Annotated in this window: 12 protein-coding genes; 8 read left to right on the top strand and 4 right to left on the bottom strand. The window is 42.6% G+C overall.

Annotated elements, in window-relative coordinates:
- Nucleotides 1-127: 127 nt before the first annotated feature.
- Nucleotides 128-760, bottom strand: a complete 633-nt coding sequence (locus L3V32_RS20540) for a hypothetical protein (protein WP_005395531.1) — start codon at nucleotides 758-760, stop codon at nucleotides 128-130.
- A 186-nt stretch (nucleotides 761-946) separates the two neighbouring features.
- On the opposite strand from L3V32_RS20540, the gene L3V32_RS20545 reads away from it, so the two are divergent.
- The 3 genes from L3V32_RS20545 (at nucleotide 947) to L3V32_RS20555 (ending at nucleotide 2,469) form a co-directional block, all read left to right on the top strand.
- Nucleotides 947-1,189: a DUF2164 domain-containing protein gene (locus tag L3V32_RS20545; RefSeq protein WP_005395529.1), complete on the top strand. Its 243-nt coding sequence runs from the start codon at nucleotides 947-949 to the stop codon at nucleotides 1,187-1,189.
- A 174-nt stretch (nucleotides 1,190-1,363) separates the two neighbouring features.
- Nucleotides 1,364-1,903, top strand: a complete 540-nt coding sequence (locus tag L3V32_RS20550) for a cytochrome b (protein ID WP_012842319.1) — start codon at nucleotides 1,364-1,366, stop codon at nucleotides 1,901-1,903.
- Entirely contained in the window at nucleotides 1,900-2,469 is a 570-nt protein-coding gene (locus L3V32_RS20555) for a YceI family protein (protein WP_005395526.1), read from the top strand. Before L3V32_RS20550 ends, L3V32_RS20555 begins: the two co-directional genes overlap by 4 nt.
- A gap of 138 nt (nucleotides 2,470-2,607) precedes the next feature.
- On the opposite strand, the gene focA is transcribed toward L3V32_RS20555, so the two are convergent.
- Nucleotides 2,608-4,059 carry a formate transporter FocA gene (gene focA / locus L3V32_RS20560; RefSeq protein WP_237285077.1) on the bottom strand — a complete coding sequence of 484 codons (1,452 nt, stop codon included), beginning with the start codon at nucleotides 4,057-4,059 and terminating at the stop codon, nucleotides 2,608-2,610.
- A 304-nt stretch (nucleotides 4,060-4,363) separates the two neighbouring features.
- Here focA and L3V32_RS20565 point away from each other — a divergent pair, with 304 nt between their 5' ends.
- Nucleotides 4,364-5,269, top strand: a complete 906-nt coding sequence (locus L3V32_RS20565; protein WP_005395522.1) for a LysR substrate-binding domain-containing protein — start codon at nucleotides 4,364-4,366, stop codon at nucleotides 5,267-5,269.
- Nucleotides 5,270-5,712: 443 nt separating this feature from the next.
- Nucleotides 5,713-6,195 carry a DUF1097 domain-containing protein gene (locus L3V32_RS20570; RefSeq protein WP_005395520.1) on the top strand — a complete coding sequence of 161 codons (483 nt, stop codon included), beginning with the start codon at nucleotides 5,713-5,715 and terminating at the stop codon, nucleotides 6,193-6,195.
- A 150-nt stretch (nucleotides 6,196-6,345) separates the two neighbouring features.
- On the opposite strand, the gene L3V32_RS20575 is transcribed toward L3V32_RS20570, so the two are convergent.
- Nucleotides 6,346-7,980 carry an ATP-dependent endonuclease gene (locus L3V32_RS20575; RefSeq protein WP_012842315.1) on the bottom strand — a complete coding sequence of 545 codons (1,635 nt, stop codon included), beginning with the start codon at nucleotides 7,978-7,980 and terminating at the stop codon, nucleotides 6,346-6,348.
- Between the two features lie 271 nt (nucleotides 7,981-8,251).
- On the opposite strand from L3V32_RS20575, the gene L3V32_RS20580 reads away from it, so the two are divergent.
- The 3 genes from L3V32_RS20580 (at nucleotide 8,252) to L3V32_RS20590 (ending at nucleotide 12,110) form a co-directional block, all read left to right on the top strand.
- Nucleotides 8,252-9,994, top strand: coding sequence for a bifunctional UDP-sugar hydrolase/5'-nucleotidase (locus L3V32_RS20580; protein ID WP_134645654.1), 1,743 nt, complete (start codon nucleotides 8,252-8,254; stop codon nucleotides 9,992-9,994).
- 626 nt (nucleotides 9,995-10,620) lie between these two features.
- Nucleotides 10,621-11,640 carry a TerC/Alx family metal homeostasis membrane protein gene (locus L3V32_RS20585; RefSeq protein ID WP_134645655.1) on the top strand — a complete coding sequence of 340 codons (1,020 nt, stop codon included), beginning with the start codon at nucleotides 10,621-10,623 and terminating at the stop codon, nucleotides 11,638-11,640.
- A 278-nt stretch (nucleotides 11,641-11,918) separates the two neighbouring features.
- The gene (locus L3V32_RS20590) at nucleotides 11,919-12,110 is read left to right on the top strand and encodes a hypothetical protein (protein ID WP_005376351.1); all 192 of its coding nucleotides are present in this window, start codon (nucleotides 11,919-11,921) and stop codon (nucleotides 12,108-12,110) included.
- Between the two features lie 191 nt (nucleotides 12,111-12,301).
- On the opposite strand, the gene L3V32_RS20595 is transcribed toward L3V32_RS20590, so the two are convergent.
- Complete coding sequence (locus L3V32_RS20595; protein ID WP_005395511.1) at nucleotides 12,302-12,859, bottom strand: PhnA domain-containing protein; 558 nt, start codon at nucleotides 12,857-12,859, stop codon at nucleotides 12,302-12,304.
- Nucleotides 12,860-13,038: the final 179 nt, after the last annotated feature.

The raw sequence follows: 13,038 nt of genomic DNA on the forward strand, positions 1-13,038 counted from the left end.
CATTGGCAGTGAATCTAAGTGGGCTCATGAACTCAAGCAAGAACGATGGTAAGAGATGATTAGATTTGTCGAGTGATATCAAACAAATTGATGAAATGACTGATAATCTTCCTATTGCAATTTGATGTTACCATTGTAGTACTGCATACAGTTGTAAGTATTTTCTGACCAACTGTTGTTTGTTCGAGCGACGCAAAGGATGACCAAACTTAATGTAACAAGGGCTAATGCCAAATCGAGTGTCTAACGATTGCGTGAGCTGCGATTCGCTGGTGTACAGCGTGATGCCTTGCTCCGTGTATTCGTTGATCTGATCGGGCAGTTCACCCATCCACCAATGAAGCAACTCTCGGCTCGTTTTGCTGCGACTGATCCAATGATCACAAACTAAAAAGAGTAGATCATTCGGTTGCAGTGCATAACCATATTCGCTTTGCCATTCCGTAATTGATGAGAGTAAGTTTTCTCGACAAGATTTTCCCGCACTGACCATATGGTGACTCAGGACCCAAACCGTGCCTATTTCAGATGAAATACGATAGTGATGAGGCAGATCCGGCGTATTTAAAACTTCAATTGGTTTTACCACACTGTTGTATCCGAAGTGACGGAAAGTGTGTTCCATTCGTCTTGAAAACGCGAGACCAAGATGATGCTCACTCATGCCTTGGTTATGTACCGCAGGGTAATGCTTTTCACACAGCTTAAGACAGTCGTCTTGAAAATCATTAACACTTTGAATCACTAGGTCGAGTAGCAAAGAATATCCCTTAATAATTAACAAAACGAACTGCAAAAGGTTAGCATAGTCTTTTGAGAATAGACTAATTTACTTCGGCAACTTCTTGATCTAAACACCAAATTTCTCACAAATGATCGCGCCTACTCTTTAAGAGAGCAAGACGATAGAAGCACACATAGAACAAAATTCTGAAAAAGGGCAAAGATGATAAAGTTAGAACGTGCGCAAAAAGAAACGCTGGCAACCGCCATTCAAGATTATATGCAGGACGAACTAGATGTTGAGATTGGCCAGTTCGATAGTGAATTTCTTATTGATTTTATTACAGAAAAACTAGGGCCAATTTATTACAACAAGGGGGTGGAAGATGCAAAATCACTGGTTGAACGTAGAATGTTAGAAGTGTCCGAAGAGCTGTATGAGATAGAACAAGAAGTTAAGCTGTAAGTTTCAGTTTTATAAACGATTTAAAGTTCCTTCAAAAAATTCGAACAACTTGATAGATACGGTGCCATTGGCTGGATGTAAATGATGGTAAATAATCTGTTTCATATGACGTAAATAGGTTAATGTAGTGTTTCTTGCTCAACATTAACTTAGGAATATATCTAGGAACTTGAGATGGATACACTGGTAAAGAATTACAACCTTACTGCACGCGTGATGCACTGGTTATCTGCGCTGTGCATTATTGGTCTATTTGCAGTGGGTTTGTGGATGGTCGACCTTAGCTATTACAGCGAATGGTATCGAACTGCGCCACACTACCATCGCTCTGTCGGTATTTTACTCGCTATTTTAACTTTGGCACGCATTGTATGGAAACATGTTACGGCGTCACCAAAGGTAGAAGGCAAACCTTACGAAGTGCTTGCTGCTAAAGCCGCGCATGGTGTTATGTACCTACTATTGGTCACCATCTTTGTTTCAGGTTACCTCATTTCAACGTCTGATGGACGCGGTATCGAAGTGTTTAATTGGTTTACCGTGCCAGGAGCGGGAGAGTTATTCCCAGGACAATCAGACATAGCGGGTGAAATTCACTTCTACGCAGCTTGGGCCGTCATCCTGATAGCAGGTTTGCACGCTATTGCTGCGCTTAAACACCACTTTATCGATAAAGACAACACATTAAGAAAAATGTTAGGAGCTTCAAAATGAAAAAGTCACTCTTCGCTACAGGATTAGCTATCGCTATGGCACTACCATTTGGTGCGCAAGCTGCAGATTATGTCATCGATACCAAAGGTGCTCACGCTTCAATTAACTTTAAAGTTAGTCACTTGGGTTACAGCTTCATCAAAGGTCGTTTCAATACATTTTCTGGTGACTTTTCTTTTGATGAGAACAACATTGCTGATTCAAAAGTGAATGTTGTTGTTGATACAACTAGCTTAGACTCCAACCACGCTGAACGTGACAAGCACATTCGTAGTGGTGATTTCATTGATGCTGGCAAATACAGCGAAGCGACCTTTAAAAGCACAAAAGTGGTTGATAAAGGCAATGGCAAGCTAGATGTAACTGGTGATCTAACGCTACACGGTGTTACTAAGCCTATTACTATCGAAGCTGAATTCGTTGGCGCAGGTAGTGACCCATGGGGTGGTGAGCGCGCTGGCTTCGTTGGTAACACTCGCCTTGAGCTTGCTGACTTTGATATCCCAGTAATGGGTGCTTCAAGCTATGTTGATATGGAACTTCATATCGAAGGCGTTAAGAAGTAACGAACTTCTTTTAGATACAGTAAAAGCGCTCTTCAACGAAAGAGCGCTTTTTTATTACCTCAATCACAATCGACAACATTGGCAAGCCAGTCAGTGACAGCGATTGAAAGCCAACAGACGTTGCAATCGTTTAATGAATTACGCTGTTTCTAACTCGTTTTTTTCTACTAGGTTTAAACGCTCACCAAAAATCGGGCGTAGTGCTTTTAATACTTCAGTACGAGTAACAACACCGACCATCTGGCCATTTTCAAGTACAGGAAGTACTTGTGGCTTGCTCACTTTGATGCTTTTTGCGCGTTCTTCTAAAGATAAAGACGTCATGCGAGTGGCGATGCCCATGCTGCTCGTTGGGTACAACTGCTCTTTATCGATACATAGGAATTCGACAACATCAACGAGACGATCACCAGCCTCAATTGCGACCACATCGCGGCTCATGATGTCGACGACTTTTTGGTCTTTCACCGGAATGTAGTCCTCACACCATAGTTCTACCATCACATCGTGAGCAGAGAAGAAGCCAACCAATCGATTTTGTACGTCTACAACAGGTGCGCTAGTTACGTTGTTATCAAGTAGCACATCCAGTGCGATTGCTATCGGTGTTTCTGCACTGATGGTAACTGGTTTTGGGTTCATAATATCTTTAACAAAAGATGCGTTTTTCATGGTGAAATCCTTAACTGACGAGAGTGTTGTAGTCGTTGTGATAGAAGAGATATTCGCTGCTTTTAGTTCTGGTCGGCGAAAAATACACCAGTTTGCAAGACCAACTAAAACCGCTCCGCCGACGATGTTGCCAAGCGTGACAGGAATTAAGTTAGCGGTAATAAAGTGGCCAATATTTAAGTCTGCGTACTGTGAAGCGGGCACACCGACGGAGGCCCAAAAAGACTCAGGTGCAAAGTTCGCGATAACAATGCCAAGTGGAACCATAAACATGTTCGCGACACAGTGTTCAAAGCCACTGCTGACAAACATGGCCACAGGCATGATTGTCATTGCTGCTTTTGTCATTGCATTTGCAGAGCTAAACGTTAACCAAATCGCGAGGCAGACCAATAGGTTACAAAGGATACCGAGCGCAAACGCCTGAATGAGAGTGTGATGAAGCTTGTGCTGCGCGATGTTAAGCGCATTTAACCCCCATTGACCGCTATCCATTTGATAAAGACCAGCTGCAGTAACTAGCGCAAGTAGGAACATCGCACCAATGAAGTTGCCAACGTAAACCTTGCCCCAAATAGAAAGCATTTTTCCGAACGAGATTTGCTTATTGGCCCATGAGATACTGGAAAGAACTGAGCTGGTAAATAGTTCACCACCGCAGATCACGATGAGGATCAAGCCCATACTAAATGCTAATCCGCCAGCAAGACGGCTTAAGCCCCAACCAGCGCCAGCGCTGCCAGTAGTCACCGTGATGTAAAACAAGAACGCCAATCCAATGAACGCGCCCGCCATGATGGCAAGACTCAGTGTCATACTGCTGGTTTTGTTTGCTTTACTTAACGCAAATTTTTCCGCTTCAGCCATCATTTCTTTTGGAGAAAAGTACTGGTGATTTTGAGAGCTGGTCACCGCCATATTGACTCCTTAATTTGTAATCGCATAAAAATTCCTTGGTTATTAACTCAAAAATGAAATTGTTGTTTTTATTTAGAAGCCTCAATGACTTCAGTCTCAAAGTCATTGAGGCTTGCGGTGTTCCCGAACCGCACAGTCAGAATAAGGAGAAGGGTTTGGTAGGTAAAATTGATAATATTTAGAAACCTCATCAAATTAATTGATAACTTTATGCGGCTAGGTAAAATGAACTCTATTGCTTATTGGGGCATGTTTTTAACGATTGTGAGGGTATGAAAAATACTCACCAATAATGGAGGACACTTTGCGCTACTCACTTAAGCAATTAGCGGTTTTTGACGCAGTTGCAGATACCGGCAGTGTAAGCCAGGCCGCAGAGAAACTGGCTTTGACACAATCAGCGACAAGTATGTCGCTTGCGCAATTAGAAAAAATGCTTGGCAGGCCTTTATTTGAGAGGCAGGGCAAGCAAATGGCGTTAACCCATTGGGGTATGTGGCTACGACCAAAAGCAAAACGCTTATTACAAGACGCACTGCAGATTGAAATGGGCTTTTATGAGCAACATTTGTTAAGCGGTGAGATTCGCATGGGCGCGAGTCAAACTCCGGCAGAGCATCTGGTTCCAGACCTTATCAGTATCATTGATAATGACTTTCCAGAAATGCGTATTTCCCTTGGTGTGCAGAGTACAAAAGGGGTTATTGATGGCGTATTAGATTATAAATATGACTTAGGGATCATCGAGGGGCGTTGTGACGATAACCGTTTGCACCAAGAAGTCTGGTGCCGAGACCATCTTACTGTTGTCGCTGCTTCTCATCATCCTTTTGCTCGCAATCAATCTGTAAGCCTCGCGCAGTTAGAACAAGCGAAGTGGGTGTTGAGAGAGCATGGCTCTGGCACACGAAAAACATTTGATAGCTCTATTCATCATCTAATTGAAGATTTGGATGTGTGGCGAGAGTACGAGCACGTTCCGGTGTTACGCAGTTTAGTTGCTAACGGCCAGTACCTTACTTGTTTACCGTATTTAGATGTAGAGCGATATATAGAAGCGGGTCATCTTGTTGCGTTAAATGTGCCCGAGCTAAAAATGGAAAGGACACTTTCATTTATATGGCGAGCTGATATGGCAGAAAACCCACTAGTCGACTGCATTAAACGAGAAGGTCTGCGAATGATGAAAGGCAAACCTTCGGTATTGTAAGTTACTACTCAATACATGCAATAAACTCTAGAAGCACAGCAATGCCACTCGCTTTAATTGGGAGTGGCATATTTCTATGTACAGTATACTGAACTTCGAAGAATAAGCGTGATTCAGGAGCTTTTATGCACTCACTTGGTGAACCATGATTCTGCACGCCGATATTAGCTTCCAGTCTCGTTAAAGCTTGCTGGAGTGACCTATTGGAACTGTCCTACACACATCCTTTTTTACCGAGTATTAGAAATACTCATTCCCTAAATCTGTTGATTTATCGGTTGCGTCAAACTTTTAGTGCAAGTCATGAAATTGTTATAACCTTATTGTGATCATTATCACCGATAAACAAGACTGATGTATCTAACATGTGTCCTTGATTTCAATGTATGAAGGCAGTTATTGAGCCATATGGGTACGATAATAGCCAAGCAGGTACGACTACCATGACGACACTTTTAGCTATCTCTATCACTACTGGAATTTTATCTGGCGTATGGGGTTGGATCGCCATTTCTTTAGGTTTGCTTTCTTGGGCTGGTTTTTTAGGTTGCACGAGCTACTTTGCTGCGCCAACTAGCGGATTGAAAGGACTTGGTATCAGCTTAATCACTAATATGACGGGTGTATTCTGGGCAATGGTAATTATCCACGGTTCAACTTACGTTGGTTTGGAAATTATCGGTTATGTGATTACCGCTATTGTGGCATTTTTCATGTGTATTCAAGCGAAACAGGCTTGGCTCGCGTACATTCCAGGCACTTTTATTGGTTCCTGCGCAACATTTGCCGCTGATGGAAACTGGCAACTTGTCATTCCATCTTTGCTGCTAGGTGGTGTGTTTGGTTATCTAATGAAAGCGACTGGACTTTGGTTGCATACGAAATCAAGCACTACTTCTTCTACGCTTGCTGAGCAAGCACAGTAGTGAACCCCCGATCTTATTTGTATCCACTGTGTATTGAGTTTTATCCCTTTCAATACCTTTAATCAAAATTAATGATGTTTGATACAAGCACACCAATTTGGTGTGCTTTTTTGTATTACAAGGCAAGGTGTGAGTGTGAAATACTCTAACTCATGTATTACCGTTTGCCATGGTGACAACACGTTTAAGTGTCCAACGCAGAAGTACAGGAATGCACTCCATACCTCTCTCTTCACAGTGAGAGACAATGGCCAAAGCTAAGTCCGGTTTTGCATGCTTTTTCAAAACACGGTTGACGACTTTTTTAGCTGGGATAGGGTGATCATGAGGAACTTTGATGATGTCCTTAAAGAAAAGTTCAAATCCATGATTGTATAGAAAATGTTCGATGTCTCGATCAGGTAACTCTGTAAGTCTATGCCTTTCCTGATCATGATCGAGTTGCGCTCTCACGGCATGCGCGTACTTTTTACCTGCCGGGTCACCATCGGTAACAACATGCCAGTCGATACCGAACTCTTTTGCTACTTTGATCAGTGACTTCAGTCCTGACTGTGCAAATTCAACGATTTGAACTCCTTCCGCAGCTAAGTCATATCCACATTGACGAGCCAGTTCATGAAATAACCAAACTTCAGTTTCGCCTTCTACGAGCAACCAACACCGTGCAAACAACGCCCCTGAGCGATGAAAACGAATGTGGAAACCAATTCGGCGTAACTCATCTCTACCAAACTTGGCAGAGTTTAAGCTCTTGGCAATGGTTCGGTCTGACAAGCGAATCAAACGTCGGATTGAATAAAGTGGAACCGAGCCAAGTAACGTACCGCTGTTGGTAGTTAAAATCTTTTGCATTGGCAACAACTGCAATAATGACCACGCTCTAGCGAGATGAGTCGGATGTAGTCGGCCTTCCGGGTCTTCGATGATCAGTATCGGTCTTGCGCAGCGTCTTAAATCGGTAGGGCCTTTTGCTTGAAGGTAAGCATTGAGAAGCCCCATTAAAAGCAAGCGGCTTTGTTTGTCATTTGTTTCCTTAAGGAATTGACTTAATCCTTTATCAGAGGAAGGGCTCGTATAAAAAAGACCATCACGAGGTTTTCGTGGGTTACCTTTGCTGACGCTGCGGAACGCAAAATAGTGTTCGACAAGTGTTTGCATTGAATCGAGACTACTGCGAATCTCACCCTTGTTTACGTGCCCAGGCATCGCCAATAGCCGTCGGCAGGTGTTGTTGATTCGTTTTTCAATCCGAGCATTTTTGCTGTCGCCGTTTACGTGGTTTAGATCTGGGAAGCGTCGGGAGTCTCGTAGGCGGATAACAGGGTGAAGAGTCATCAACTCTACGGCGAGTTTTTCAGAGTGGTGCAGTTTCTTCGGCTTACCGTTATGATCCAAAAATGCGTATTCAGTTTTAATATCATACTCGTCGCGAGACGCACTAATTCGATAGTAAATGACCTGCTCACCATCCTCGTTTGTGCACCATGCAGGTTTTATCCGTCGATAACGCCCAGCTTTTACTTCGTTCTTGTCTTGTGCTTTAAAGCAAACAATGATCTGCAAGTGTTGGGTTTGTGGATGAGAAATTGAATAATCAACGTGAAAATCTTTTAGTTCGAATTGATACAATGAGCCATTAGCAGGTAGCGCGATAGAAAGGGCATCGAGCAATGATGATTTGCCCCACGTGTTCTCACCGATGAGCGTAGTGAGTTCGTCAAAAGAGAGTGAAAGGCGTTTGATGCCTCTAAACCCGGAGATTTCGATGCGTTCTAGTCTCATCTCAATCCTCCTTGCAATTATTTGAATTATAGAGAGTTATTTTGCTACTCCTAAGCATATATTAATTCGAAATATTGGAGTTAAGCTCAGTTCACAAAATTACGAGAGCCCCTTACTGAATAGAGACCGCAACAAGCGACGCTTGCTTTCAAAAGTAGTGTAGATAGCATCGTGATCACTTAAACATGAAATCAAAAAATCACAGTTTCATAAAATTCATGATTCTGTCATGATTCACTTCTTATTATTATAAGGAATGAAAAGAGAGAAGATGAAGATGAATAACAATCATAAGCCAGTGAGAATCAAACTGGCACACATCAATGACACACATTCCTACTTTGAGCCAACGTCATTACAGTTAAAGCTTAAGATCAACAAAGAACTCACGTTAGAGCCATACGTGAGTGCTGGCGGGTTCTCTCGCATCGCAACCCGAGTAGAGCAGCTACGAGACGACGCTCAGCGTCAAGGGCATGGGATGTTATTTCTCCATGCTGGAGACTGTTTCCAAGGCACACTTTATTTCTCATTATTTAAAGGTAAAGCCAACGCCGATTTGTTGAATGCGTTAAAGATTGATGCGATGGCGTTAGGCAACCATGAATTGGATATGGGTAATGAACCTGTTGCCTTATTCTGTCAACGCACTCAGTTTCCATTGCTTGCTGGTAACTGGGATCTATCAAATGAATCGCTTCAAAAGCCTCACCGAGTCAGCGATAGCAACAATGTGTATAGCTATCAAACGGAGACACAAAGCGCACAATACATCGTCAAAGAGTTTCATGGTGAGCAGGTTGCGATTTTCGGATTATCCATTGATAAAATGAGCGATATCGCGAACCCAGATGCAGATACGCCATTTAAGTCTGCAATTGAAACCGCTAAGGCGACCGTAAAACAAATTCACTCCTCTGGTATTAAAAATATCATTCTTCTGAGCCACTTAGGTTATGAAGGTGATTTAGAGTTGGCTGAACAAGTTGAGGGGATTGGTATTATTGTTGGTGGACATAGCCACCGACTGCAAGGCGATTTCTCATCAATAGGTTTAGGGCAAGATGACCCTTATGGTGTCAAAGTAAAAGATACCTACGTTGTGCAAGCGGGCTTTCATGCTTTGACCATGGGGCACTGCGTCATTGAATTTGATGAAAACGGCAAAGCAACCATGCTGAGTGGTCAAAATGAACTGTTACTTGGCCGACGTATTTTTTGGGACTCGACACTAAATCAACAGCTTGACCAAGGCGTATTCGAAACCGCGTGTGACTTTATCCATGGCCAACCTAATGTGGTGGTCTGTAAGAAACACCCGGAGACTCAAGCAATCCTAAGTGATAAATACATCCCTCGGGTAAGACAGTTACAGTCACAAGTCATTGCTAGTATTGACACCAAAAAGCGTCATGTGCGAATCCCAGATGAGTTTGGTGAGAGCGAGCTGGCTTCTTCTGTTGCGCGTTCATTTTTGTACAGCCTAAATAAACGCGGGCATGAGGTTCAATTTGCGATTCATAATGCGGGTGGCGTGCGAACATCATTGAATCCTGGCAACATCACAGTGGCAGATATTGCCGGACGATTGTTGCCTTTTGCCGTTCCGATCGGCTTTTACGACGTAAAAGGCAGTGCTATTCGCCGAGCACTTGAAGGCGCCATAAACAATGCTATCAACAATGGTGTGGAAGGTACTGGCTCTGGCAGTTATCCATACACTTACAATTTAAACTTTGAGTACCGAGCTGATGCCCCTAAAGGTGAAAGAATTCAGTCATTAGCAATTTTTGATGGTCAACAATGGGTCGACGTTCAAGACGACACCTGGTATCGAGGCACTTCCTCCGCTTATACCATGAAAGGGAAAGAAGGTTACGATGCGCTACTGGAGATGAAAGGCGAGGGGCGTGTAACCAACTTATCCATGGCAGACTGTTTTATTGAACTTCTGACCGATGAGCCAAACTGCTTGAATCAAAGTCACAAACTTTATACACAGCAACACAGGTAGTAGATATTGGTATCGATTTTGCTGTCCTTCAATTGCTACATGCGATGATGAGGGTGGCAGTATGTGGAATAAAGATTGGACAGATACGGCAGTGGTGGTTGCTTGGGTCGCAATTTGGTCAACGTTAGTTTACTTTGTACCTTTGAGCGGCTTTTGAATTGCTAATAACACGGAAGTTAGAAAAGGAGCAGTTATGCTCCTTTTTTGTGTCTATGTTCTCAAAGACAACGCTCTGACTCCTAAATGTATCATCTTGAGTCACTTGCTGCTCTTTACACCTAATAACAAGAGTTCACGTGGTTGAATCAATTCCTTTCTTTTTATATTTCTTTCTGATTTTTAATAGGAATTTTATTTCGATTGGACAAAGTTTTTTTGTTGGAAAGCGTGACATTCGGCGTTATCATTGCGGCGTTTGGGGAGTAGTTAGCGCAAGTTTACTTATCGTCATCTCGTTAAGCATCAGCTTATCCGGTAAGTAAAGGTGTTGCGTGATTCATCCACGCCGACACTTCAACGAGACCAACGCATTCATTGACTGGCAGCACATGATTACTATGTGACTGCTTGTTGTTATTGTCTGCGGAAGGTCACCAAACTCATGTCCTTCCGCCATGGGAGGAAGCATGTCTCTTATCGAAAGTACCACCCAATTGAGCCAATCGGCACCACTTCAAGAGTCATTAGCGATGTATGGCGCTTTTGGTCTTTTTACGCTTGTTCTTGTTGCGCTTGATATCTATCAAACGCGTGGTGGCGTAATAACGATGAAAAAAGCCATCCTTTGGAGTGTTTTTTGGTTCTTACTTGCCTTTGTTTTTGCAGGTTCTATCTATTTATTCTGGGACCTTTACGCACCGCACAGCACTTATACGAACGATAAAGCAACGGTTTCATTCTTAACAGGCTACTTACTAGAGAAGTCGCTAAGCGTGGATAACTTGTTTGTGTTTGCCATCATCTTTGCACAATACAGTGTGCCGGAGCATTTGCGTCCGCGAGCGCTGCTTTGGGGCGTGATTGGTGCGTTGGTTCTGCGGGCTATCATGATTGCGGTTGGTGCTCAGTTACTTGCGCAGTACCACTGGGTGTTATACCTCTTTGCCGCATTCCTTATTTGGACAGGTATTAAGCTTGCTCGCGACAAAGGTGAAGCAGAAGAGGTTAACCCATATCCTGAGCAGTTTATTCGCAAAATATTGCCAGTTACGGATGATTACCAAGGAAATCACTTAATCTTAAAGCAAGCTGGTAAGTGGGTGGCAACACCAATGCTGATCGTAGTCGGTGTAATTGCAGTGATGGACGTAATGTTTGCACTGGATTCTATACCAGCCATATTCGCGGTAACACGAGAGCCATTTTTAGTCTTAGCCGCGAACGTGTTTGCACTGTTGGGTTTGCGATCTTTGTACTTTGTTCTGCAAGCGATGTTAGACAAGTTTGTGTACTTAAAACCAGCATTATCGGTGATCATGATGTTTATCGGTGTAAAGATGTTATTGGTGGGAACAGAGTATGAGATTCCGACAACGTGGTCACTCACATTCTTAATCGTTGTGATGACATCAGCGGTTGTGGCATCGCTCCTCAAAAATAAGTCGAACAGTCGCTCTAGCGTTAAAATTACTAATCAAAAAATATAAGTAAAGCGCTAAAAATAAAATAAATAACGAAACTTAATGTTAAAAATATGTTGTAACTTGAGGTGTGCTTATGCAGGTAACGTTAAGTTATTCAACATAATTAAACAGTTTCTGACTATTTATGCTGTTATTATTCATTTGTATTTTTGATGTTTGTAATGGGCTTGTTTTATTAGATAATCTAATTCGAATAGGTAAAATTTGTCATTTCTTAAACAATAAGAAACTGACTAATATACAACCAACAAAACAGACTACTGCTTTAAAGAGAGGCAATCATGGCACAAGCAATGCAAATGACAAATGTAGCTTTACCAACCTCTATGGATAAGAAAACCTACGCGGTTAACTTCAAAGGACTGATTGCTCACTTACTAGACATTCTATTCGTAGATAATACTGCACCACGCAGTTACTATGCGGAAGATTTGTCAGCTCACATTCAAAAAGATATCGGTATGTACCGTTAATCTTGAAATAATGAATGAAAATACCGGCTTATAAGCCGGTATTTTTTTAGCTGCTCAAACGTGAATAACGGAGCTAAAACTCTATACAGAGTCAATACCGGAGTAGAGGAGCTTATTCCAAATTGGTGTTCATTAGAAATGAAAACGGGGCACTAATAGTGCCCCGTTTTGACTTGTAGAGTAATACGATATTACTTCTTACGGCAGTATTCTGCGATCACGTACATTGACTGACCGCCATTTGCCTTGCCCGAAACTAGTTTCGGATCATCACCAAGGCTGATACCACGGATCACTGTGCCTTGTTTGATTACTTGGTTAGTGCCTTTAACTGGTAGGTCTTTGATTACCGTTACATCGTCACCTTTCTTAAGTTCAGTGCCGTTGCAATCCAGCGTTTTGTCATCATCAGACATACCCTTCATCGCCCAGTTCATTTGCTCTTCTTCCATGTACATCATGTCAAGAGCATCTTGAGCCCAGCTTTCAGAGTTTAGGCGAGTGAGTTGGCGCCATGCTGTCACTTGTACTGCAGGAACCTGGCTCCACATGCTTTCGTTTAGACAACGCCAGTGGTTAATGTCTTTTGGCTCATCGATCTCACCCAGACACTTATCACAAACCATGATAGCAGTATCAACGGTCACGTTACCGTGAGGTGGGACAGCGTATGCTGTTAGTTGAGATTCAGAAGAACACAGTTCACATTTTGACTCGCAGCGCGCAAGCAGAGTAGCTTCAATAGACATAAGGACTCACCTTAGTAATGTTATTTTGTGGCGGTATTATCCACTTTATCCTGAGAAATAAAAGGGTGTTAGCGAATTAAAGCCGAGATTTTACAATATTCCAACCTGATTAGGGTGAATATGTAAAATATTCGCTAAACAAATAATACCTGTATATAAGAAAATGCATTGATTGCTTT

Source organism: Vibrio sp. J2-4, assembly GCF_021728155.1.
Classification (GTDB): domain Bacteria; phylum Pseudomonadota; class Gammaproteobacteria; order Enterobacterales; family Vibrionaceae; genus Vibrio; species Vibrio diabolicus.

Coding starts and splice junctions, on each gene's coding strand:
- L3V32_RS20545 (WP_005395529.1), top strand. CDS start 947: ATGATAAAGTTAGAACGTGCGCAAAAAGAAACGCTGGCAACCGCCATT.
- L3V32_RS20550 (WP_012842319.1), top strand. CDS start 1,364: ATGGATACACTGGTAAAGAATTACAACCTTACTGCACGCGTGATGCAC.
- L3V32_RS20555 (WP_005395526.1), top strand. CDS start 1,900: ATGAAAAAGTCACTCTTCGCTACAGGATTAGCTATCGCTATGGCACTA.
- focA (WP_237285077.1), bottom strand. CDS start 4,059: ATGGCGGTGACCAGCTCTCAAAATCACCAGTACTTTTCTCCAAAAGAA.
- L3V32_RS20570 (WP_005395520.1), top strand. CDS start 5,713: ATGACGACACTTTTAGCTATCTCTATCACTACTGGAATTTTATCTGGC.
- L3V32_RS20575 (WP_012842315.1), bottom strand. CDS start 7,980: ATGAGACTAGAACGCATCGAAATCTCCGGGTTTAGAGGCATCAAACGC.
- L3V32_RS20580 (WP_134645654.1), top strand. CDS start 8,252: ATGAAGATGAATAACAATCATAAGCCAGTGAGAATCAAACTGGCACAC.
- L3V32_RS20585 (WP_134645655.1), top strand. CDS start 10,621: ATGTCTCTTATCGAAAGTACCACCCAATTGAGCCAATCGGCACCACTT.
- L3V32_RS20590 (WP_005376351.1), top strand. CDS start 11,919: ATGGCACAAGCAATGCAAATGACAAATGTAGCTTTACCAACCTCTATG.
- L3V32_RS20595 (WP_005395511.1), bottom strand. CDS start 12,859: ATGTCTATTGAAGCTACTCTGCTTGCGCGCTGCGAGTCAAAATGTGAA.